This is a genomic window from Candidatus Accumulibacter propinquus (genome assembly GCF_056856495.1).
Genome location: NZ_JBSEHC010000002.1, coordinates 287,553 through 309,695, shown reverse-complemented (window position 1 = coordinate 309,695; position 22,143 = coordinate 287,553). Strand labels below are relative to the sequence as shown.

General features: G+C 60.9%; 23 protein-coding genes. 13 read left to right on the top strand and 10 right to left on the bottom strand.

The features are described from left to right. Positions 1 to 2: 2 nt before the first annotated feature. Complete coding sequence (locus AC15MQ_RS03950) at positions 3 to 1,163, bottom strand: sensor histidine kinase (RefSeq protein ID WP_287665800.1); 1,161 nt, start codon at positions 1,161 to 1,163, stop codon at positions 3 to 5. 123 nt (positions 1,164 to 1,286) lie between these two features. On the opposite strand from AC15MQ_RS03950, the gene fliF reads away from it, so the two are divergent. From fliF to fliR, 13 genes are all read left to right on the top strand, one after another. Continuing rightward, positions 1,287 to 3,020: a flagellar basal-body MS-ring/collar protein FliF gene (gene fliF / locus AC15MQ_RS03945; protein WP_483079386.1), complete on the top strand. Its 1,734-nt coding sequence runs from the start codon at positions 1,287 to 1,289 to the stop codon at positions 3,018 to 3,020. Then, on the top strand, positions 3,010 to 4,008 hold the full coding sequence (gene fliG, locus AC15MQ_RS03940; RefSeq protein ID WP_332335912.1) for a flagellar motor switch protein FliG: 999 nt from the start codon (positions 3,010 to 3,012) through the stop codon (positions 4,006 to 4,008). Before fliF ends, fliG begins: the two co-directional genes overlap by 11 nt. A 13-nt stretch (positions 4,009 to 4,021) precedes the next feature. Continuing rightward, positions 4,022 to 4,723, top strand: a complete 702-nt coding sequence (locus AC15MQ_RS03935; protein WP_483079385.1) for a flagellar assembly protein FliH — start codon at positions 4,022 to 4,024, stop codon at positions 4,721 to 4,723. Then, positions 4,708 to 6,162, top strand: coding sequence for a flagellar protein export ATPase FliI (gene fliI / locus AC15MQ_RS03930; RefSeq protein ID WP_483079384.1), 1,455 nt, complete (start codon positions 4,708 to 4,710; stop codon positions 6,160 to 6,162). Before AC15MQ_RS03935 ends, fliI begins: the two co-directional genes overlap by 16 nt. A 54-nt stretch (positions 6,163 to 6,216) precedes the next feature. Beyond that, the gene (gene fliJ / locus AC15MQ_RS03925; RefSeq protein WP_287655548.1) at positions 6,217 to 6,663 is read left to right on the top strand and encodes a flagellar export protein FliJ; all 447 of its coding nucleotides are present in this window, start codon (positions 6,217 to 6,219) and stop codon (positions 6,661 to 6,663) included. Between the two features lie 59 nt (positions 6,664 to 6,722). Then, positions 6,723 to 7,742 (top strand): flagellar hook-length control protein FliK, encoded by a 1,020-nt coding sequence (locus tag AC15MQ_RS03920; RefSeq protein ID WP_483079383.1) that lies wholly within the window; start codon positions 6,723 to 6,725, stop codon positions 7,740 to 7,742. 69 nt (positions 7,743 to 7,811) lie between these two features. Then, the gene (locus AC15MQ_RS03915) at positions 7,812 to 8,363 is read left to right on the top strand and encodes a flagellar basal body-associated FliL family protein (RefSeq protein ID WP_287655550.1); all 552 of its coding nucleotides are present in this window, start codon (positions 7,812 to 7,814) and stop codon (positions 8,361 to 8,363) included. Positions 8,364 to 8,369: 6 nt separating this feature from the next. Continuing rightward, positions 8,370 to 9,374 carry a flagellar motor switch protein FliM gene (gene fliM, locus AC15MQ_RS03910; protein ID WP_287655551.1) on the top strand — a complete coding sequence of 335 codons (1,005 nt, stop codon included), beginning with the start codon at positions 8,370 to 8,372 and terminating at the stop codon, positions 9,372 to 9,374. Then, on the top strand, positions 9,367 to 9,798 hold the full coding sequence (gene fliN, locus AC15MQ_RS03905) for a flagellar motor switch protein FliN (protein ID WP_287655553.1): 432 nt from the start codon (positions 9,367 to 9,369) through the stop codon (positions 9,796 to 9,798). The genes fliM and fliN overlap by 8 nt, the downstream gene beginning before the upstream one ends. A gap of 107 nt (positions 9,799 to 9,905) precedes the next feature. Continuing rightward, the gene (gene fliO, locus AC15MQ_RS03900) at positions 9,906 to 10,358 is read left to right on the top strand and encodes a flagellar biosynthetic protein FliO (RefSeq protein WP_287665787.1); all 453 of its coding nucleotides are present in this window, start codon (positions 9,906 to 9,908) and stop codon (positions 10,356 to 10,358) included. Further along, positions 10,345 to 11,097, top strand: coding sequence for a flagellar type III secretion system pore protein FliP (fliP, locus tag AC15MQ_RS03895; RefSeq protein WP_287655555.1), 753 nt, complete (start codon positions 10,345 to 10,347; stop codon positions 11,095 to 11,097). Before fliO ends, fliP begins: the two co-directional genes overlap by 14 nt. Beyond that, positions 11,094 to 11,363: a flagellar biosynthesis protein FliQ gene (gene fliQ, locus AC15MQ_RS03890; protein ID WP_287655556.1), complete on the top strand. Its 270-nt coding sequence runs from the start codon at positions 11,094 to 11,096 to the stop codon at positions 11,361 to 11,363. Before fliP ends, fliQ begins: the two co-directional genes overlap by 4 nt. A gap of 7 nt (positions 11,364 to 11,370) precedes the next feature. Beyond that, positions 11,371 to 12,156, top strand: a complete 786-nt coding sequence (gene fliR / locus AC15MQ_RS03885) for a flagellar biosynthetic protein FliR (RefSeq protein ID WP_287655557.1) — start codon at positions 11,371 to 11,373, stop codon at positions 12,154 to 12,156. Here fliR and AC15MQ_RS03880 read toward each other — a convergent pair. The 9 genes from AC15MQ_RS03880 to flgE form a co-directional block, all read right to left on the bottom strand. Then, a complete protein-coding gene (locus tag AC15MQ_RS03880; RefSeq protein ID WP_483079382.1) occupies positions 12,153 to 12,692 on the bottom strand; it encodes a hypothetical protein in 540 nt (179 codons plus the stop codon). The two genes, fliR and AC15MQ_RS03880, sit on opposite strands and share 4 nt — an antisense overlap. An 8-nt stretch (positions 12,693 to 12,700) precedes the next feature. Continuing rightward, positions 12,701 to 14,023 (bottom strand): flagellar hook-associated protein FlgL, encoded by a 1,323-nt coding sequence (gene flgL / locus AC15MQ_RS03875; protein WP_287653861.1) that lies wholly within the window; start codon positions 14,021 to 14,023, stop codon positions 12,701 to 12,703. A 10-nt stretch (positions 14,024 to 14,033) separates the two neighbouring features. Then, on the bottom strand, positions 14,034 to 16,385 hold the full coding sequence (flgK, locus tag AC15MQ_RS03870) for a flagellar hook-associated protein FlgK (RefSeq protein WP_483079381.1): 2,352 nt from the start codon (positions 16,383 to 16,385) through the stop codon (positions 14,034 to 14,036). A 101-nt stretch (positions 16,386 to 16,486) separates the two neighbouring features. Then, positions 16,487 to 17,422: a flagellar assembly peptidoglycan hydrolase FlgJ gene (gene flgJ / locus AC15MQ_RS03865; RefSeq protein ID WP_483079380.1), complete on the bottom strand. Its 936-nt coding sequence runs from the start codon at positions 17,420 to 17,422 to the stop codon at positions 16,487 to 16,489. A 39-nt stretch (positions 17,423 to 17,461) separates the two neighbouring features. Continuing rightward, positions 17,462 to 18,601 carry a flagellar basal body P-ring protein FlgI gene (locus tag AC15MQ_RS03860; RefSeq protein WP_287653857.1) on the bottom strand — a complete coding sequence of 380 codons (1,140 nt, stop codon included), beginning with the start codon at positions 18,599 to 18,601 and terminating at the stop codon, positions 17,462 to 17,464. 12 nt (positions 18,602 to 18,613) lie between these two features. Next, positions 18,614 to 19,297, bottom strand: coding sequence for a flagellar basal body L-ring protein FlgH (locus AC15MQ_RS03855; RefSeq protein WP_483079379.1), 684 nt, complete (start codon positions 19,295 to 19,297; stop codon positions 18,614 to 18,616). Between the two features lie 8 nt (positions 19,298 to 19,305). Beyond that, positions 19,306 to 20,088 carry a flagellar basal-body rod protein FlgG gene (flgG, locus tag AC15MQ_RS03850; RefSeq protein WP_483079378.1) on the bottom strand — a complete coding sequence of 261 codons (783 nt, stop codon included), beginning with the start codon at positions 20,086 to 20,088 and terminating at the stop codon, positions 19,306 to 19,308. 10 nt (positions 20,089 to 20,098) lie between these two features. Beyond that, positions 20,099 to 20,848: a flagellar basal-body rod protein FlgF gene (gene flgF / locus AC15MQ_RS03845; protein ID WP_483079377.1), complete on the bottom strand. Its 750-nt coding sequence runs from the start codon at positions 20,846 to 20,848 to the stop codon at positions 20,099 to 20,101. A gap of 29 nt (positions 20,849 to 20,877) precedes the next feature. Then, positions 20,878 to 22,134, bottom strand: coding sequence for a flagellar hook protein FlgE (flgE, locus tag AC15MQ_RS03840; RefSeq protein ID WP_483079376.1), 1,257 nt, complete (start codon positions 22,132 to 22,134; stop codon positions 20,878 to 20,880). Between the last annotated feature and the right edge of the window lie 9 nt (positions 22,135 to 22,143).

Genomic DNA, 22,143 nt, shown 5'->3' with positions numbered 1-22,143 from the left:
CCTCAGTGATTTCGCTCTTTGGTGGTGTCGGCGGGCAGCACGATAACGAACTCCGACCCCTCGCCCGGCACCGAACTGACCTCGATGGTCCCCCCGTGCGCACGCGCAACCCCCAGAGCAATCGCCAGGCCGAGCCCGGTACCCTGGCCGCGTGTGGTGAAGAAAGGCTCGAAGACGCGTCCTTGAACCTCGGGTGCAATGCCGGAGCCTGTATCGCGAACGCCGATGCGCAACTGTAGGCCGATGAGGGTCGCGCCAAGCACCACTTTCCCACTCGATGTGCAGGCCTGCAATGCGTTCTCAAGCAAATTCACCAGGGCGCCGACCAAGGCCTTACGGCTGCCGGTGACGACTGCCTCGCCAGCTTGGCAGGTGACCCGGAAATTCACTTCCCTTTCGATGAACAATGGTTGCACGGTTTGCGCGGCATCGGCAAGCAGTTCGTCGGCACGAATCGTGTCGCGGCCGATGCTCTCGCCACGGGCAAAGAGCAGCACTTCCTGGATCAGGCGCTCGAGGCGCTTCAACTGGGCAGTCGCCTTGTCCGCAAAACGCCTGCGAGCGTCGTCGGCGAGCTGCGGTTGACCAAGATTGGCGCTGTACAGCAATGCCGTTGCCAGCGGGGTCCGCAACTGGTGCGCCAGCGACGCCGCCATCTCGCCCATCGCCGCCAGACGCTGGTGACGTTCGAGATCGGCCTTCAGACCGTGCGCCGCAGTCACATCGTGAATCAGCAGAATCCGCCCACCTGCCGAGTCTAGCGGGCTCTCGACAATGGCCAGGCGCCGCACATCGAGTTGCCACTCGCCAGGGGTCTCGGTCGCCAGCAGTCTGGCCTGCATCAACGCCGGCCAGGATTCGGTGATGATCGGCTGGGCAAACATCTGGCGTGCGGCAGGATTGGCCTCGCTGACCCGGCCTGCGCTGTCGAGTACGACCACTCCCGCCGGCAAGGCATTGAGCAACAAGGAAAGGCGTTCCGAGAGCGCCTGCTTCTCCTCGTACTGCCGACGAAGTTCACCATTGGCGACCGCCAATTCCGCCGTCAGCGACTCGACCCGGCTCTGTAGCCCCTGATACGACTGTGTCAGCGCCTGCGAAACCTGATTGAACACATCGAAAGCGCGCTGCAGTTCCTGCGCTTTGAGTTCGGGGCTCGGCATTTGTCCGACTTCAGTCATCCGATCGAAGGTCCGGTGCAATTAACAGCTACAATAGCAGCCAGATTATCAGCCCTTTTTCACTTTTTGCCTGCTTAATCGCAGGTTTATCACCGTATCGCAGGCATGGCGGCAGCCGGAACCGAAACCACAGGTACAACAGGCGCGGGCAATCCGCTCGATCGCGCTCGCGAGGCGCTGGCGCGATTGAGCAACCGGCAGAAGGTGGTGCTGATGGTTTCGATCGCCGCGGTGATCGCACTACTCGTCGCGGCCGCCACGCTCCTCAGACAAAGCGAGTTCAGGATACTCTTCTCCAACATTACGGAGCGCGACGGCGGTGCCATCATCGCATCTCTGGAACAGATGAACATCCCGTTCAAGTTCAACGAATCCGGCAGCGCCATTCTCGTTCCTTCGAACCGGGTTCACGATGTGCGTCTGCGGCTCGCTTCGCAGGGACTGCCGAGGGGTGGAGCAGTCGGCTTCGAATTGATGGAAAGTCAGAAATTCGGCATCAGCCAGTTTGCCGAACAAGTGAATTATCAGCGCGGTCTCGAGGGCGAGTTGTCGCGCACCATCCAGTCGGTGGCTGCCGTTCAGGCCGCGCGGGTACACCTGGCGATACCCAAGCCGAGTGTCTTCATGCGCGAAGAGCTGAAGCCATCGGCTTCTGTAATGCTCAATCTCTATCCTGGACGGTCGCTGGACGCGGCCCAGATCGCCGGCATCCAGAATCTCGTAGCCGCCAGCGTGCCACAGTTGGCGGCTTCAAGCGTCACCCTCCTCGATCAGAGCGGGACCCTGCTGTCGCAAATGAAAAGCAAGTTGCTCGAAGCCGGCCTCGACCCGACACAGGTCAAATACATCCAGGAAGTCGAGGCGAGCATCATCAAGCGCGTGGAAGACATTCTGGAGCCGATCGTCGGCCCGGGCAATGCCCGTGTCCAGATCGCCGCAGACATCGATTTTTCGCAGTCCGAGCAGACGGCAGAATCGCATCGACCGAACACGACTCCCCCCGAGATCAGCATTCGTAGCCAGCAAACCAGTGAAACCGCCAGCACCAACCCGACCGCACAAGGCGTTCCGGGTGCCCTCAGCAATCAGCCCCCCGTGCCGGCAACCGCCCCGCTGACCCAACCGGCGGTGCCGGGCGCGGGTGCAGCCGCGACGCCGGCGCAACCACTGCCAGGACAGCTCAACGCCGCCGGCGTGCAAGCACCGATCGCCAGCGTTGGACAACCGATCAGCACCAGCAAGAATTCGACCATCAACTACGAACTCGACAAGACCATCCGCCACGTCAAACAATCGGTCGGCACGGTAAAGCGCTTGTCGGGTGCGGTGGTGGTCAATCAGCGCAAGGAAATCGGCAAGGACGGCAAAGCGGTCAACAAGCCGCTGCCCGACAACGAACTGAAACAGATCAGCGACCTCGTCAAGGAGGCCATGGGCTACAGCAAGGAGCGCGGCGATACCATTTCGGTGGCCAACGCGCCGTTCACCGTCGTCGAGAAGGATGAGGGACCGCCGCTGTGGCGAGATCCAGAAACGGTTTCCCTGGCCAAAGAGTTGATCAAGTATGGCGTAATTGCCGCCATCATCGCCTATCTGCTGCTCGGGGTGGTGCGGCCGCTGGTCAAGACGATGCTCCCCAGCCCGCCGGAGAGCGAGGCCAGCGTCGGCGGCAATTTCGATCTCGTCGCCGGCGAGGAGGAAGATGAAGCGAAGGAACATGTCCCGACAGCCGCCGAACTGTTCGAAAAGAAACTTGCGGTGGCACGCGCCCTGGCACAACAGGACCCGCATATCGTAGCCAACATCATCAAGGAATGGACCGGCGCCAATGCCAGCTGACGACGGCGTCGAAAAGAGCGCCATTCTACTGATCGCGCTCGGCGAGGACTACGCCGCTGAAGTCCTCAAACACCTGGGGCCGAAGGAAGTGCAGAAGCTCGGGCACGCCATGGCGGCGTTGAAATCGGTACCACGCGCGCGTGTCGAAGAGGTACTGAGCGAGTTCCACAAGACCGCGGAGGAATCCGCCGCAGTGAACGTCGACACCGACGCCTACGTTCGTTCGGTCCTCACCAAAGCCCTCGGAGATGACAAGGCGTCCAACCTGATCTCAAGGATCCTGCAACCGGGCGAGACCAACGGGATTGAGGGCCTCAAATGGATGGATGCGCCGACGGTCGCCGACCTGATCAAGAACGAGCACCCTCAGATCATTGCGACCATCCTGGTGCATCTGGCCCATGACCATTCCAGCGAGATCCTGAACCAGTTTTCCGAACGTCTGCGCAACGATGTCGTCCTGCGCGTGGCCACCCTCGAAGGCATTCAGCCGGAAGCCTTGAAGGAGTTGAACGATGTCATGCTACGCCTGCTCTCGGGTGCTTCGAGCATCAAGAAATCGGCCATGGGTGGCGTCCGGACGGTCGCCGAGATGCTCAATTTCATGGGTACCGCGAATGAGACGGCGGTCCTCGACTCGATCCGCGAATACGATCCTGACCTCGCGCAAAAGATCCTCGACGAGATGTTCGTCTTCGAGAATCTCCTCGATCTGGAAGACCGGGCAATCCAGTTGCTGTTGCGCGAAATTCAGTCCGAGTCGCTGATCCTGGCCATGAAGGGAGCCACCGAGCCCCTGCGCGAGAAGATCTTCCGGAACATGTCGCAAAGGGCTTCGGAAATGTTGCGCGAAGATCTCGATTCGCGTGGCCCGGTTCGGCTCTCGGAAGTCGAATCCGAGCAGAAGGAAATCCTCAAGATTGTCCGCCGTCTGGCTGACGAAGGCCAGATCACGCTTGGCGGCGCAGGTGGTGAGGAAATGGTTTGAGCATCAACGCCACATGAGCCACTGGATTCCCAAGGAAAAAATGACCGCCTACCAGCGCTGGGAAGTGGCGGCCTTCGATGAAGAGCAGCGGGCGACGGTCAACCCTACGCCGCCTGCCGAACCGCCAGTCGCGGAACAACCCATCGACGTGCCGGTCGAGTCCGCTAGCGTGCCGCAGGAGCAGGAGCCGCCGGTTGTCCTACCAACAGCCGAAGACATCGAGCGCATGCACCAGGAAGCGCACGCGGCCGGCCATGCCGCAGGCTATGCCGAAGGTATGGTGGCGGGCAAGGCCGCGGCGGTGAAGATCGCCGCCCTGATGGACAGCCTGCAGCAGGCGCTGGCGGCCATCGACCAGGGCGTCGCCGACCAGTTGCTGGCGCTGGCTATCGAAATTGCCAATCAGGTGTTGCGTCAAAGTTTGCGCGTGCAACCGGAACTGCTCCTGCCGGTGGTCAGGGAAGCGGTGACGGTGCTGCACCCCCACCATGGTCAGCCGCTGCTCTTCGTGCACCCGGATGATGCGGCCTTGGTACGCAGCCAGCTAGGCGATCAGCTCGCGCACAGCAACTGGCGAATCGTCGAAGACAAGGCACTGAGTGCAGGCGGCTGCCGCGTGGAACTGGGTGCGAGCGAAGTCGACGCGACGCTGGAAACACGTTGGCGACGTGTCACTGAAAGCATCGGCTCCAGCCAGGAATGGCTCAAGCCCTGAACGTCACAGCGAGTGGCCCATTGAGCAACGCTTCCGGAAACCCACATCTCGACGAATGGCGCGGCTTCCTCGAAGGTTGCCGACAAGTCACCAGCCAGGTCAGTTCGCTGCTTCCGAGCGGCCACCTGACGCGCATCAACGGCCTCGTCATGGAGGCCTCGGGGCTAAAGTTGCCTCTCGGCAGTTCTTGCCGGATCATGCCGGTTGGTGGCTCGGCGATCGAAGCTGAAGTGGTAGGCTTCAATGGGGAACGACTCTTCCTGATGCCCTCTGAGGACGTCTACGGTCTGTCGCCGGGTGCCAGGGTGGTTGCCCTTGAAGCGCCGAGCCAGCCGCCGCGACTGGGTCAGCCACCGCCGGCACGTCGACGCTCGATCGACCGCGCCAAACTGGTGCCGGTCGGCGAGTCCTTGCTCGGCCGGGTGATTGATGGCGCCGGCCGCCCGCTCGACAGGCTGGGCCCGTTAGGCGCGAGTTCCCTGCGCCCACTGCAGAGTCGACCGGTTAACCCGATGTCACGGGCACCGATCGAGCAGGCGCTCGACGTCGGGGTACGCGCCATCAATGCCCTGCTCTGTGTCGGCCGCGGGCAGCGGATGGGGCTTTTCGCCGGATCCGGCGTCGGCAAGAGCGTATTGCTCGGCATGATGGCCCGCTATACCGCAGCCGACGTCATCGTCGTCGGCTTGATCGGTGAACGTGGTCGCGAAGTCAAGGAGTTCATCGAGCAGATTCTTGGAGAACAAGGTCTGCGGCGGGCGGTCGTGGTTGCGGCACCTGCCGACGTCAGTCCTCTGATGCGTCTGCAAGGCGCGGCCTACGCCACCTGCATTGCCGAATACTTCCGGGATCGGGGTCGTCAGGTCCTGTTGATCATGGATTCGCTGACGCGCTACGCGATGGCGCAACGCGAAATCGCTCTGGCGATCGGCGAGCCGCCGGTCACCCGCGGCTACCCGCCATCGGTTTTCGCCCGTCTCCCGCAACTCGTCGAACGTGCCGGCAACGGCGCCGAGGGCGGAGGTTCGATCACCGGCTTCTACACGGTCCTTGCAGAAGGTGACGACCAGCAGGATCCCATCGCCGACGCAGCGCGCGCCATCCTCGACGGTCACATCGTGCTATCACGCACGCTGGCCGACGCTGGCCACTACCCGGCCATCGACATCGAACAATCGATTTCCCGCGCGATGGTGAATCTGGTGAGCCCAACTCATCTGGAGCACATCAGGAGATTCAAGAGCCTCTTCTCGCGCTACCAGCGCTCGCGCGATCTGATCAGCGTCGGCGCTTATGCCGCGGGTTCAGATCCGCAACTCGACCAGGCCATTGCCATCTATCCGCGCTTTGAGAGATTGCTGCAGCAGAACCTGAGCCAACGCGCCGACTTCGCGAGCAGCGTCGCTCAACTGCTCGGCTTGTTTGGCCCAGGTGGCTGACACCTGTTGCGCTAGACTTCCGGCACTTCCCTTGTACCAGTCGGCGAGTTGATCATGGCCAGACCCTTTTCCCTGCAGACTGTCCTCGAACTGATGCAAACCCGCAGCGACGAAGCAACGCAACGCCTCGCCAGGCTGATTGCAGCGGAACGCGACGCCAAGGAAAAGTTCGCCATGCTGCTGCAGTACCGCGACGAGTACACCGCGCGATTCCGGCAAGCCGTACAGAATGGACTGGGGCAACCCGAATGGCGCAATTACCAGGAGTTCCTGACTCGTCTCGACGAAGCAATCAAGCAGCAGATGAAACTCGTCAGCGTGCAGGAAACGCACACGGCTGCCGGGCAGGAGGACTGGAAGCGGCAGCGGACCAAGCTGAAAGCACTCGATGCACTCTCCGAGCGCCATCGCGCTAGTGAGGCACGGCTGGAAATCCGCCAGGAGCAAAAGGCGCAGGACGAGTTCGCTGCGCGCAGTAAGGACAACGAGCAAGAGTCATGAACCATGCATGGCGCAATGTTTGCTTGTAGCGGACTGGCTCCTGCCGAAGAGGATTGATCATGACCATTGCCATCGTCTCAACACTTGCAAAATCGCCTATCCGGGAAACCACGCTCGAAAGCCCGGCGGTTTCCGACCGCCAGAACACTGGGGGTGACTTTGCGAGCATCCTGCTCGCGCTACCAGTGACCGAGGGCGAAGTCGTGTCCGCCGGGGAAGAGGAGGCAGCCAGAGACCCGGCAATTGCCGAAGACAGCCTTGTTCCCGCCGACCCCCAGTTCCTGTCGACTTTCGGCCTGCCGCCACTGAAGCCGGCAGGTGACGCAGCCGCGGGAGAGGTCAAACTGCCCACGCAGCCTGCGGCCGGGATACTGCTCGCGCCCACTCCGGGGAAAATCGAGAAGGATCCACTGCAGATCAAAACCGAGGCTGGCGACAACCGGCAGGCTGCCACTTCTCAGACGTTGTCAACTGCCGTCAAAGCGGCAAATTTTGCCGTTCCCGACGTCGCGCTGCCCACTTCCGAACAGACCGCTCCGGGCAAAACGGAACCGCTGTCGGCGGCAAACGATCCCAATGTGGTCGCCACTCCCCTGCCCAGTGTCGCGAATGGCGCAACAGGCAGTCAGGACATCCCGCGCGATCTGAAGACGCCCTTGCGTGACCCGGCATGGGCCGGTGAGTTTGGCCAAAAGCTGCTGTGGTTCGCCGGCAACGAAAAGCAGTTCGCGCAGCTTACCGTACACCCCCCACAGTTGGGTTCGATCGAGATCACCCTGAACATCGACAAGAACGGCGCCAACGCATACTTCGTTTCGGCGAGCGCTGAGGTTCGCGGAGCCATCGAAACGGCGCTCCCACGACTGCGTGAAATGTTTACCGCGAATGGAATGGATCTGGGGCAGGTCAGCGTCGGCAGCGAATCGTTCCAGCAGCAGTCCGGCGGCCAGCAAGAACCTTCGCGCCGGCCCCGCCTCCTGAGCGATAACGGTATACTTCGTGTAGATTCGGCTGGCGGGTTGCCAAATCATGCAGCCGCAGCTCGTGGTGGCCACGGACTGATCGACACCTTCGCGTAGTGACCGCGTGGCCGGCCAGATTCCGGATCGGACGTGCCTGACCGAAAAACCCAGGGAGAGAAATACTGAATGGCAAAGGATGCAAAGACCGCAGTAGAAGGCGCAGAAGCTGCGCCGGCAAAGAGCAGCAAGAAACTGCTGATCATCATCATCGCTGTGGTGGTGCTGGTGCTCGGCCTGGGAGGCACAGCCGCCTACGTCCTGTTGAAACATGGGCCGGCGGAAGAGGATGACGGCGAGGTCGCCGTGGAAAAGGTCAAGCCGGCCAAGAAGAAGAAGGTGGACCGGGGAGCGCCGCCGGTCTATGTCGCAATTGATGCGTTCACGGTCAATCTCGTACCGGAACGCGGCGACCAGTTCCTGCAGTTGTCGCTTTCCGTCGAGGTCGATGATGTACAGATCGGCGACCAGATGAAACAGTACATGCCCAAGCTACGCAACGACCTGACCTTGCTCCTGTCCAGCAAGAAGGCTTCCGATCTGGTCACCACCGAAGGTAAGGAACTCCTGGCACAGGAGATCAGGGAACAGATCAACAATATTCTCGATCCGGCCAGCAAGGGGAAAAAACGTGACGGTCCCATCAAGGACGTGCTGTTCACCTCGTTCATTATCCAATGAACTGCGATGAGCGCCGATTTCCTCTCCCAGGATGAAGTCGACGCCCTGCTCAAGGGCGTCAGCGGTGAAGCCGACGAAACGGAAGCCGTTGAGGATACCGACGATGGCCCGCGGGCCTATAACCTCGGAACGCAGGAGCGCATCGTCCGCGGGCGCATGCCCACGCTCGAACTGGTCAATGAGCGCTTTGCCCGCTACCTGCGCATCGGTCTGTTCAATTACATGCACCGCACCACCGAGATCTCGGTGGGCTCGATACGAGTGCAGAAATACAGCGAGTTCACCCGCAACCTGGTGGTCCCGACGAACCTGAATCTGGTCGCCGCGCGGCCATTGCGCGGCACGGCATTGTTCGTCTTCGACCCCAGCCTGGTATTTCTGGTCGTGGACAATATGTTCGGTGGCGACGGTCGCTTCCACACCCGGGTTGAGGGCCGCGATTTTACGCCGACAGAACAACGCATCATCCAGGGACTGCTCAAGATCGTTTTCGCTGAATACTCGCGATCATGGAAGTCGGTCTACGACCTGACTTTCGAATATCTGCGCTCGGAAATGAATTCCCAATTCGCAAATATTGCGACGCCTTCCGAAATCGTCGTGTCGACGACCTTCTCGCTGGAATTCGGTGGCTCCAGCGCCGATATGCACATCTGCTTTCCGTATTCGATGCTTGAACCGATTCGTGACCTGCTCTACAGCGCCATGCAGAGCGACCAACTGACCACCGATCGACGCTGGATCATCATGTTGCGCAAGCAACTGAAAAACGCCGAGGTTGAAATCAGCGCGAAACTGGCGACCACGACAGTGAGTCTGCGCCAGATTCTAACGATGAAAGTCGGCGACATCATTCCCCTCGACGTCCCGGACAAAGTCGTCGCCCTGGTCGACGATGTTCCCGTAATGGAGTGTCACTACGGCCAGCAAGGTGGGCAATACGCGCTCAAGATCGACCGCTTCATCGCTTCAGAGAACGCAGACGTTCCTCTGGGAGAAATCAATGGCTAAGGAAACAGACGCGGCGCCGGCAAGCGACGACGCTGGACTCGACGATGACTGGGCTGCGGCGATGGCCGAACAGGCGATGGCTGAAGGCACGCCGTCCAGCAGCGCACAAGCCGCCAATATTTTCCCGAGTTTCGATACCACCGGCAACAAGAGTTCGCTGATGAATGAACTCGACATGATCCTGGACATTCCGGTCCAGATCTCGGTCGAACTCGGACGCACCCGGATCACCATCAAGAACCTCCTGCAACTGGCGCACGGCTCGGTCGTCGAGCTGGACGCGCTGGCCGGGGAACCGCTGAACGTTTTTGTCAATGGCACGCTGATCGCCCAAGGTGAGGTCGTGGTGGTCAACGACAAGTTCGGCATTCGCCTGACAGATATCGTGACCCCATCCGAAAGAGCACGCAAGATCGGGCACTGAGCACGGCAGCCTTCCACACCTGCACTCACGCTGTTCGCGCACAACGTTTTGACCTTCGCCATGCTTGCTTTAAGATAGTCGTCAGCATCCACGTCCGGCCAACCCTCTTGATTCGACACGCCCCCTCCATCCTCTCCAGCGGCACCGGTAAAGCATGCCGTTTGCTTCTCGCGATGTTGCCGGGTGGCGCTTTTGCGCAGGCAGCTGCCACTGAAACCCCGGGGGTTTCAGCAAGCACACTGCTGCAGACCGTTCTTGGGCTGGCATTGGTCATCGGCATTCTGTTGCTTGCGGCCTATTTTTTGCGCCGGCTCAATGGTGGTCGCGGCTTTGGCAGCAACGGCCCCTTGCGCGTCGTGGGTGGCCTGATGATTGGCCCGCGGGAGCGCATCGTGCTCGTCGAAATCGATGATACGTGGATCGTTGTCGGCCTTGTGCCAGGCCAGATCCGCACCCTGCACACGCTACCAAAAGGAGAACTGAAACCCGGGAGTGATGGTGAACGACATTTCGCACAATGGCTGAAGCAGATTACCGAACGCAAGAATGAAGGCAGCTAAGGCCGCCAGCTTCCTCGTTCTGTGCACATTGCTCTGCCCGTTGGCGGCTTGGGCGCAAACGGGTGGGTTACCGATGGTCACCAGTACTCCTGGCGCGGCCGGTAGTCAGACCTACACCCTGTCGATCCAGAGTCTGCTGACGCTGACCGCGCTGACGTTCATCCCGGCAGCGCTGTTGATGATGACCAGCTTCACGCGGATCATCATCGTTCTGTCACTGCTGCGGGCCGCGCTGGGCACGCAGAACTCGCCACCGAACCAGGTACTGCTGGGCCTCTCGCTGTTCCTCACGTTCTTCATCATGTCGCCGGTGCTCGACACCATCTACACCGAGGCTTATCTGCCCTTGTCGGAGGACCGGATCACCTACATCCAGGCTGTCGAGCGAGGTGCCGTGCCGCTGCGCAAGTTCATGCTCAAGCAGACACGCGAGGCCGACATCGCCTTGTTCGCCCGCATGGCTGCATCCCCGAAATTTCAGTCTACCGACGACATTCCCATGCGCCTGCTGATCCCGGCTTTCGTCACCAGCGAATTGAAGACGGCCTTTCAGATTGGCTTCATCATCTTCATCCCCTTCCTGATTGTGGACATGGTGGTGGCCAGCGCGCTGATGTCGATGGGAATGATGATGATGTCGCCGGTCATGGTGGCCCTGCCCTTCAAGCTGATGCTCTTCGTGCTTGTCGATGGCTGGAATTTGCTGCTTGGATCGCTGGTCGCGAGCTTCGCCGCGTGACTCCCGAAATCGTCATGGATATCGGGCGGCAAGCAGTTGAAATGACCCTGCTGTTGTCCGCCCCACTGCTGCTGGCAGCACTGGTGATCGGCCTGATCGTCAGCGTCTTTCAGGCTGCGACCCAGATCAACGAACAGACCCTCGCCTTCATTCCCAAGCTGGTGGGCATGTTCCTGGTACTCCTGCTGGCCGGCCCCTGGATGTTGCAACTCATGGTCGAGTACGTCCGTCGGCTGTTCGAGAGCATTCCGCTGCTCGTCGGCTGACTGCGCGATGATCAACGTCACCGCCGCCGAGATCAACGCCTGGGTAGTGGCCTTCCTGTTCCCTCTGGCGCGCGTCCTCGCCCTGCTGAGCGCGGCTCCACCATTCAACAATCCGGCACTGCCGACTCGCATCCGGCTGATACTCGGCCTGGCGATCACCTTCGCCATCGCCCCGGGACTGCCACCGATGCCGTCGCTTGACCCGGGGTCAGGGGCCGGGCTCCTGTTGCTCGCCCAACAGCTTGTTGTCGGATTGGCCATGGGTTTTGCCATGCGCCTGGTGTTCACCGCGGTCGACATGGCAGGCAATCTCATCAGCCTGCAGATGGGGCTGGGGTTTGCCACCGCTTACGACCCGCAGACCGCCGGTCAGACAGCGGTGATTTCGGAATTCCTGGGATTGCTGGCCCTGCTGGTGTTCATGGCCATCAATGGCCACTTGATGGTTATTGCCACCTTGGCACACAGCTTCACTGTTTTGCCCGTCGGTGCCTCCAGTCCGCAAGCTAACGCCTGGTGGAGTCTGGCAAGCGCTGGCGCGGTCGTCTTTTCCTCGGGGCTACTCCTCGCCCTGCCGGTGCTTGTTGCACTGATGATCAGCAACCTTGCGCTCGCCGTACTCAGCCGCGCCGCACCGCAACTCAACCTGATGGCGATCGGCTTTCCGCTGACCATCGCGCTCGGATTCTCCGGCCTGATCTTTGGTCTTGCATATCTCGGAACACCCCTGCAACAGTTGTTCGAGTATGGACTTCAGACCATGCTCGGACCATTTGCAGCGCGTTCCGGTTAGGGCTTCTTGGCCGGCTCGGCGCGAACGAGTTGAATGACGCCTTCGGCGTAGCGATGTGTGAAGGGCGTACTGGATTCGATACCCTCCGAATATTCTAGGAGCCGGTAGGCGGGGAAGCCCCGCTCGCGCTGCAGTTGCAGTGCCCGCCGCCGGAGAATCAGCCCCGACTCGCCATCACCGCCAACGCGAAAGCTCTTCGCACGCATCGACAGGCGATAGCTCTCACCGTCCAGGATCTTTTCCTCAATCGTCCAGTTGGGCGCCAAAGGATCGTAAACAACATATGCCGCCACCGCCGCAGCAGCGCCAAAGCCGAGATAGGCTGCGTTGCTTGCGTATTCACCAACCGCATAACCCGCAGCCCCGACCAGAGCAACCGCCTGGACCGGATTACGGCTCAAGGTCGGATTCGGCGACTGGGTGAATGCATGATCAACCCCGTCATTTTCGGCACTCGGCGGAACCCTCCAGTCAATAGTGCCGCAGGCGCTCACCAGCACCAGCACAGTGAGGCTGCTGAAGACGCGCATCGCCATGTCGTGGTTCAAATATACTTGAAGAGGCTGAGGCCGCTGATCGCCACAAAAGACTTCTGTGCGGCCTCAAGGCTCACCTGCTGGCGGGTAAAATCCGCGATCGCTGCCGCGTAATCGAGATCCTGCAGGTCCGACAGGGTCTGCTGGTACTGAATGTCGACCGCCGTGGCGTTGTTGCTTAATCCGTCCAGGACCTGCATGCGCGCACCCACTGTCGCCTGGACGCGGCCTACATTGACCAACGCTTGATCAAGGTTGCCCAGGTGGGCCTGCAACTCGCCGGAAAATGCTGTTCTTGCGGTACTGGAAGTCACTGGCGAACGCAGCAACTCGATCATTTCCTGTACGGTCTGAAACACGCTCTTGTTGGTACTCGGGGTAACCGCGAAGCTGTCGCCATCCGCAGGCGAACCGGTGATCACCACTTGCGCACCGAAATCTGCCGAGGTGGTCAGCAACGGGATGGCTTGTCCTGGCGTAAACGGCAGTACGGCGCCCACTGGCTTGCGCGGCAAGTCGGCACCCGAAGAGTCCGGAGTCGAGGCGTCGAACAACTGATAACTGCGAACACCGGCGACCGACGAGAAGACGATCTGCAACTGTCGATTGCCGGTGCCCTGCCAGGTAAAGCCGGAACTCAAAGCGCTTTGCCATTTCTGCGGATCGAGCACTGACCCCGCCTCGATCACCCCGGATCCCTGATTCGGAAGGCCAGGGCCGTTGCCACTGGCTGCCGTGGCGAAACTGCCGTTGCCCTGAGGAATGTTCATGAACAGATCGCTTCCGGTGATGTTGCTCGCCATCTGCTGCGACGACGCCACCTGCAGCAGGCGCTGGCCGTCATCGCCAAAGTAGCTGATGCTTGTCTCCGACCCGGCCCCCGCGCTGCGGGCAAACGGTGTAGTGGCACCCTGGTAACCCGAAAACAGAAAGTCTCCCTCGGCACTGCGACTATTGGCAATGCCGAGCATCTGGTCAAAGTGTTGCTCCAGTTCCGTGGCGATTGCCTGCCGATCGCTGTCGGTGAGTATCGTGTTGGCGGCCTGGACAGTCCGGCTGCGAACGCTCTGGAGCAAGTCAGTAAGGGCGTTGAGCTGACTGTCGACCAGGCCGAGGCGGTCGGTCGCATCGCCCTGATTGCGCGCGTACTGTACCGCCACCTCGCGTGCCTGGGTAACCGCCAGGACTTGGGCAGCAGCCACCGGATCGTCCGCCGGAGTCAGCATGCGACGCCCGCTCGACATCTGGTTTTGCAGCCTGACGACCTGATTCTGGTTCCGCTCCATGCCGAGCACACCGTTACCGTAGATCTGATTGGTACTGATACGCATCAAAGTCTCCTTAACCGGCAGCGATCTGCAGAATGGTGTCGAAAAGACTGGCGCCAATCTGCATGGCTTTGGCCGATGCCTGGTAGGCCTGCTGATAGCGGATCAGATTGGCCGCCTCCTCGTCCAGGTTGACCCCCGACAGTGAATCCCGACTACTCTGGGCCTGCTCAAGCAGGATCCGCTGCGTTTCTCCGGTCACCTGTACCTGACGTGTCTTGTTGCCGATCTCGCTGACCAATTGCGCGTAGGCTTCCTGCAACGATGCGGTTTTTCCGGACATCGTGTCCTGAGTCTGAAGCTGACCGAGTGCGAGCGCGTTGCGCCCGTCGGCAGTCGCCGCGCTGTTACGCCCGATGACAAAGGTATCGCCGTTGTTCGGCAGGCCGCTGATCGCGAAGGTGAATCCGGATGGCGGCGTAGTGGCGACCGGGCCTGCCAGGGTGATGTTCGCGCCACTGGTATATGGGATGGAATCCGTGCGCGCGGTAATCGTTGTCGGAGCAGCGCCATTGACCGACACGCGCGCGCCCGGCGGAAAGTTCCGCAGCGTCGGTGATGCGCCGCCCTGAAAGACCAGCGTCAGCGGCAACTTGTCTACCGCCGCCGGAAACCCCGGCTCGACTGCTGCTGCATAGCCTGGCCCAACGCTGCCTGCTGAAATCGTTGCCGTACCGGTATTGCTCGTTCCCGCCGCGGTACGCAAGGGCCCGGCCGCCGGGATCAAGCGCGGATCCGCGGCCAGCACCGGGTTGACCGAGATCTTGCGAGCGGCGTCGTGAGTCGGCTGGATCAGATAGCTCGAATCGGCCAACAGGGTCGGTGATGGATCGAGTGAGAATCCCTGCGGGTCGCTCGCCAGCTGCGTGTTGATCGCCGCCAGGTCAGCCCCGTTCCACTGCTTCTTGTCGGACAGACGCGTTAGCGTGACGCTGGTCCCGTCCGAACTGAGGCGGTAGTCGCTGCTGCCAAGGTCGGTATAGAAGTTGCCATTGAACGGCGGCGGAGTAATGAACTCGGCGATAACCGCCGGACTGCCAGGCGGGTTGGTGGTGCTGCTGGTCACCACCGGTGCGGAAACTGAAAAGAACTGCGGTGTAAAGCTTGTCGCGGCCGAGATCAGATAGCTCGATCCGGCCAACAGGGTCGGTGATGGATCGAGTGTGAATCCCTGTGGGTCGCCCGCCAGTTGCGTGTTGATCGCCGCCAAGTCAGCCCCGTTCCACTGCTTCGTGTCGGACATACGCGTCAGCGTGACACTGCTCCCGTCCGAACTGAGGCGGTAGTCACTGCTGCCAAGGCCGGAAGTTAAGAAGTCGCCATGGAACGTAGCGTTAACCGCTGGACTGCCAGGCGGGTTGGTGCTGCTGCTGGTCACCACCGGTGCGACAGAGAGCTGCGACTGACCGAACAGGTCCTGACCGAGCGCGCTCTGGGCGTTGAAGGTCAAAGCCAGCGACAAGGCGTTACGACCCAGTTCGTTGCTTGCCCGATCCAGCGACTCGCTCCGGAACGCCAGCAAGCCGCCAAGACTGCCCCCTTTGATCATCGACTCTGGCAGCTCCTGAACACCCGCCGCCGTCTTCAGACCGACCAGCAGGCGCGAAGGATCGCTGGACGAGGGTGTCGTCGCCATGCTCATAACATGAGTACCGACGACCAGTTGCTGGCCATTGCCGATGAAAACGTTGTAGCTGCCATCGTCATTGTGCGTCGTTGTGGTCTTGATGCGTTTGTTCAGCTCGAACACCAATTGATCCCGGCTATCCTGCAGATCGTTGGCGGGCTGACCGGTCGAGGCTTCGGCGACACCGATTTGCTGATTCAGCGTGGCGATCTGTTCAGCGTACGAATTGATCTCGGCGACGCTGCCGGTAATCTCGCCATTGATGCTGTCGTTCATCTGCGCCAGTTGATCGCCCAGTGCCTGATAGCGTGCGCTAAGCGCCTGCGCCGTCGAGACCATGCTCTGGCGGGTCGCCAATTGGGAAGGATTTGCCGCAACCTGGTCGACACTGCTGAAGAACTCCTGCAGCGCCGGCGCAAGACCGGCACTGGCGTCACCCAGCATATTGTCGATCTGTTTGATCTGCGCGTAGTAGCTGTCGAGTTGGCTGACGCTGCTCTGCGAGCGATCGACCTGCTCGGTCATGAAGCGACTGTAGACACGCTCGATCGTCGCAACCCGCGTGCCTTGTCCGAGAAAGCCGGCACCCGTCAGCAAGCCCGGATTGCTCGCCTGAATCGTTCGCTGGCGGGTGTAGCCGGGGGTATTGGCGTTGGCAATATTGTGTTCGGTCGTTTGCAGCCCAAACTGAGCGGCGTGCAAACCGCTGACACCAGTGCCGATGATTCCTGAGCCCATGAGCTAAGTTCCTCGTTGTTTACGCTATAAACGGCAGCCGCGGCAAGAACTGGAGTTCTGAAACCAAATATATCGAGTCATGGCGCCAGGAACGCCACCCCCTAGGCCGCCAGAGCCTGCCGCAAAGCCTTGCCGTTGATGATGCGCGCCAGTTTGTCAGCGTACATCGGGTCAGTCGCGTAGCCGGCCTGCTGCAAGGAACGAGCAAACTGCGTGCCATCCTGTTGACCGATGATCCCGGAAAAGCGGGGATTCCTGCTCAGCAGCGTGCCATAGTCACGAAACGCCTCGGAATACGAAGCATAGACACGGAATCTGGCGCGTACCGGTCGTGCCTCGCCATTGACGAACTCGGTGGTCTGCACTTCAACGCTTGGCCCCGACCAGCTGCGTCCGGCCTTGACGCCGAAGAGGTTGAAGCTGGGCGATCCATCGGCTGCCCGGATCTCGTGTTTTCCCCAGCCACTCTCCAGTGCGGAGTGCGCGACAAGAAAATGTGCGGGCACGCCGGTCACCGCCGCCGCCTCGGTGGCATGCGGCCAGACGCGGTCGACAAATCCACGCGCACCGGGTGAGGTACCGGCCGTGCTCGCTGCGGCCGGGACACCGGTAGCGCGCTGAGCGCCAGCGGTGCCAGGTGTTGCTGCGGGCAGGCGGCGCGAATACTGCGACAACAACGACTGCTGCAGCGCATCGATCGTCGAACTTGCCGTGTCGCCCGTCGCGGGAGACATCTGTCGAGACAATTGCTTCTCGATCAATCCGGCAAAGCCCAGTGGCGCTTGCGCGGCCAGCCCCTGCGCCAGTTGCTGATCGCCGATGGCGGTAAAGAACCGGCTCTGCTCGCTGTCCAGCAGACCGCCACCCGAACTCGCGTCGCGCATGCTTTTCAACATCAGATTGAGCAGCATGCCCTCGAACTGCTGCGCCGCCTGCTTGACTCCGGTCTGAGGATCCAGTCTCAGTTTGGCACGCAGATCGACGGCGGCTGCCGGATCGATGGCCAGGCGCTGAACGCCGAGTTCGGTGGATTTCATGATAGGTCGATGGCTCCTGGTAAGCCGCCTGGCAAGTGCTCAGATGATTTCAAGTTCGGCGCGCAACGCGCCCGCTGCTTTCATCGACTGCAGGATCGACAGCAGATCCTGGGGCCCGGCACCCAAGGCGTTGATCGCCTTGACCACTTCGGCGAGATTGACACCCGCTTTCAACTGGATCAACGATCCGCCGCCCTGTTTGATATCGATTTCGCTCTGCGTCGTGGTGACCGTCTGTCCGCCAGCCAGGGTGTTGGGCTGACTGACCTTCTGCTCGGTATTGATGATCACCGACAGATTGCCATGCGCAACGGCGCAGGAATCGATGGTCACCGTTTGATTCATCACCACCGAACCGGTGCGCGGGTTGATGATCACTTTGGCAACCGTCTTGGTCGGACGCACGTCCAGGCTCTCGAGTCGTCCCAGGAAAGCCACCCGGCTGTTCGCATCCTCGGGGGCAGCAACCCGAACCAGCCGTCCGTCAATGGCCTGTGCCGTACCCGGACCAATTTCGCGATTGATCGCTTCGACGACCCGCTGCGTGGTACCAAAGTCGGTGGTTGCCATCTCGTAATGGACGAATGGACCCTGCCCCAGCGCGGTGGGAACCTCGCGCTCAACGGTGGCCCCGCCGACCACCCGACCCGCCAGGAGATGGTTGACCACCACCTTGCTCCCTGCGGACGCTGCCCCCGCGCCGCCAACCAGCAAATTCCCCTGCGCCTGGGCATAGATTTGGCCGTCGGCACCTTTCAGCGGGGTCATGACCAGCGTTCCACCGCGCAGGCTCTTGGCATTGCCCATCGACGACACGGTAATGTCGATCTGCTGGCCAGTTCTCGCGAAAGGCGGGAGGATGGCCGTCACCATCACCGCGGCAACGTTCTTGAGCTGCAACGACTGGGTCGTCGGTAGCGTTGTCCCGAGTTGTGCCAGCATGTTGATGATGCTTTGCGTGGTAAATGGGGTCTGCGTCGTCTGGTCTCCAGAACCATCCAGACCGACTACCAGACCATAGCCGACGAGCTGGTTGTTGCGCACACCCTGGACCGAGGCGAGGTCCTTGAGCCTTTCGGCCACGGCCTGGCCGCTACCGAGCAGTGCAATGGCCAGACCGGCAACAATTGCCGTACGCCCCAGAAATTTGCCGGCCTGCGTATGAATGCTCCGGGCCATTGCCTGTCCTCCTCAGAATGGCAGGAAGGTAAGGAAGAATCGTGCCAGCCAGCCCATGACCTGCGCTTCGCTGATCGCGCCACTCTCCTTGTATTCGATACGCGCATCCGCAATCTGCGAGGATGCGATGGTATTGGCCGCGTTGACGAAGTAGGGATTGACGATTCCGGAGAGTCGGATGTACTCCTGACCATGGCCAATCGCCACCTGCTTCTCGCCAGAAACCAGCAGGTTGCCGTTGGGCAGCACCTCGATGACCGTCACCGTGATGGTCCCGGTAAAGACGTTGTTGGCTGCCGCATCACCTTTGCCGGCAGCGGTGTTGCTGCTGTTGGCCTTCAGTTCGGTGAGCAACTTGCCGGGCAGGTTGAGGTTTGGTCCGAGCGACGCGCTGATGCTGCCGGTCTTGGCGACGTTGCTGTTCGACTTGGTCGCCGCTGAGGTGTTTTCGGTAATCGTCACCGTAATCGTGTCGCCCACATAACGAGCGCGTCGATCTTCGAACAGGGTTCGCGATGTACCGGCCTGATAAATGCTGCCAGTCGCCGCGAGACTGGCTGCGAGCGCATCGGGCCGGTGTGCGGGGCGCGCACTCATCGGTTGATGAACATTGGTCGGCGGCACCGTGGTACACGCCGCCGCCAGCAGCGCCGCCAGCCCCGGCAACGCGCGCCTCAGGATCGATGCGATGTTCATGCTCACCTCTACAACTGTGTCAGACGCGCCAGCATCTGATCCGAAGTCGAGACGACTTTGGAGTTCAGCTCGTAAGCGCGCTGCGTCTGAATCATCATCACCAGTTCCTGCGCAACATTGACGTTGGACGCCTCCACGTAATTCTGCAGCACGACTCCCGAACCATTGCTGCCTGGAGTATTGGGCGTCGGTGTTCCACTCGACGCGGTCTCCAGGTAGAGGTTCTCGCCGACGCTCTGCAGACCCCCATTGTTGATGAACGTCGCCACCTGGATGGTCCCGATCTGCACCGTCGCTGCAGAACCCGGCTGCGTGATGCTGACGATCCCATCGGTACCGACAGTGATGGTCAGGGCGTTCTGCGGAATGGTGATCGCCGGCTGCAAGGGATAGCCGTTGGCCGTGACGATCTGCCCCTGATTGTCCTTCTGGAACGATCCATCACGCGTATACGCGGTCGTCCCATCGGGCAGCAAGACCTGAAAGAAGCCGGCACCGTCGATCGCCATGTCCAGACTGTTGCCGGTTTGCTGCAACGACCCCTGCGTAAAGATTCGCCCCGTGGACACCGGTATCGTCCCCAGGCCGATCTGCAAGCCATCGGGAATCTGGGTCGTTTGTGACGACTGGGCACCCGGCTGGCGCAGCGTCTGATACAGGAGGTCGGCGAAGATACCACGCGCCTGCTTGAAGCCGTTGGTGCTGACGTTCGCCAGGTTGTTGGCGATGATGTCGATCTGCACCTGTTGGGCATTGAGTCCGGTGCTGGCAGTCCATAACGAACGGATCATGGGAGTCCTATCAGGCGCTGATGGTGAGAATCTGGCTGGCTGCCCGCGCATTCGCATCAGCCGTCTGCAACATCTTGATCTGCATCTCGAATTGTCGTGCCAGGCTGATCATCCTGACCATCGCATCAACCGAATTGACGTTGCTCCCTTCCAGCGCCTCGGCGGCAAGCTTGACGTTCTCGTCGGCGACCGCGGCGACACCGTTGCGGGTACGGAACAGCCCGTCGTCACCACGCACCAGATCGATTTCCGGAGGATTGACGAGTTTGATGCGACCGACGACGCTGGCGTTGTTGATCGCGCCGGCGCCGATCCTCGGGATGCTCGATACCGTCCCATCCGGGGCGATGGCGATGTTGTTGTCCGGTGGCAGCGAAATCGGCCCACCCTCGCCAAGCACGTTGAAGCCGGAGCTGGTCTGCAGTACACCATTGGCATCGGTCTTGAGATTGCCGGCACGAGTATACGCTTCGCCACCGTCTGCCCCTTGCACGGCGATCCAGCCGGCACCCTGGACAGCAACGTCGAGCGGTCGGCCGGTGGTCATCAGCGGCCCCTGTTCGAAGACATTGGCCACCGAGGCATCGGCCGCGAAGGCGCGCGTCGGCGCCCCCGAACCCAGCACCGGAACGGCACGAAAGCGGTTCTCCATGGCCCGATAGCCGACCGTCGCGGCATTGGCCAGATTCTGCGCCACGCCAGCCTGTTGCAGAAAGATCTGCTTGGCGCCGCTCATTGCCGTGTAGATCAGGCGATCCATGGCTCCCCCTCCGCGCTCTGGTCAGCCACCTAGCGCAGGTTCAACAGGGTCTGCATGATCGCATCCTGGGTCTTGATCGTTTGCGCATTGGCCTGGTAGTTACGCTGGGCGGTAATCATGTCGACCAGTTCATTGGTCAGATCAACGTTAGAGTCTTCCACCGCGGAGGACTGGAGGACACCGCGACCGCCAGTTCCCGGCGCAGCAAGCAACTCCGGACCGGAAACCGAGCTCAGACTCCACTGATTGTTGCCGAGATTCAGCAGGCCGTTCGGGTCAGCGAACGTAGCAAGCACGACCTGCCCTAGCTTCTGCGTCTGACCATTGCTGTAGCGTCCGTTGAGTATGCCATCGCTGCCGACGCCAATACCCACCAGACTCCCGGTGGTGTATCCGTCCTGTTTCAGGCTGTTGACGGCCGATTCACTGCCGTACTGGGTCGTGCCCTCGAAATTGATTCTTGGCGCCAAGGATGCTGCACCGTTAGGATTAGGGGGGACTGCATCGTCAGTCGGGATCCACGAAGGACCAGAGAGGATAGGAAGTGTTGCAGGGGGTGAAAGATACAACTGACCAGAGGAATCGAACGTCAGCGTGCCAAAAGACTGGCTGCCTGCCGGAGTCGCATTGTCTAGCGTGGCGGTGACACTCCAATTAGACCGTATTTCGCCAACAAGTATAGTGTTGGCTTCGCGTTTGTAAGTAGTGGTCAGTGTGTGCGAATCGCCCAGGGTATCGAAGACGGGCAGCGCCGTCGAGTATTCGAAATCGACCGGCTTCCCCGCATCGAGATTGAGTTTCGCGCTGATGGTCGACGTGGCCTTCGGTGGGATCTGGCTGCTGGACAATTTTAGTTCTTCGACCTTCGTCGAATCCACACCGTCTGTGTCCGTCGGGTTTGTGGCCGCCGGGTATCCGGTCAGACGAAGGTTCTGGTCGTTGATCACGTAACCCTCTTTGTCGAGGTGGAACTGACCATTGCGGGTGTAGCTTATCGCCCCGGCATGGCTCACGCGAAAGAAACCGCCGCCATTGATCGCCAGATCAAGCGGGTTGTTGGTGGTCGTGACGTTCCCCTGGGTAAACTGTTGCTGGATCGCCGCGACGTCCACGCCAATGCCCACCTGCGAAGCGCCAACAATACCCAGGGACGCGGCGTAGAGATCCGCGAAATGTGCGCTCCCACTCTTGAAACCGACCGTGCTGGCGTTCGCCACATTGTTGCCGATCACATCCAGCGCTGCGGACGACGCATCCAGACCACTCAAACCCTGTTGGAAACTCATTTTGCTCCT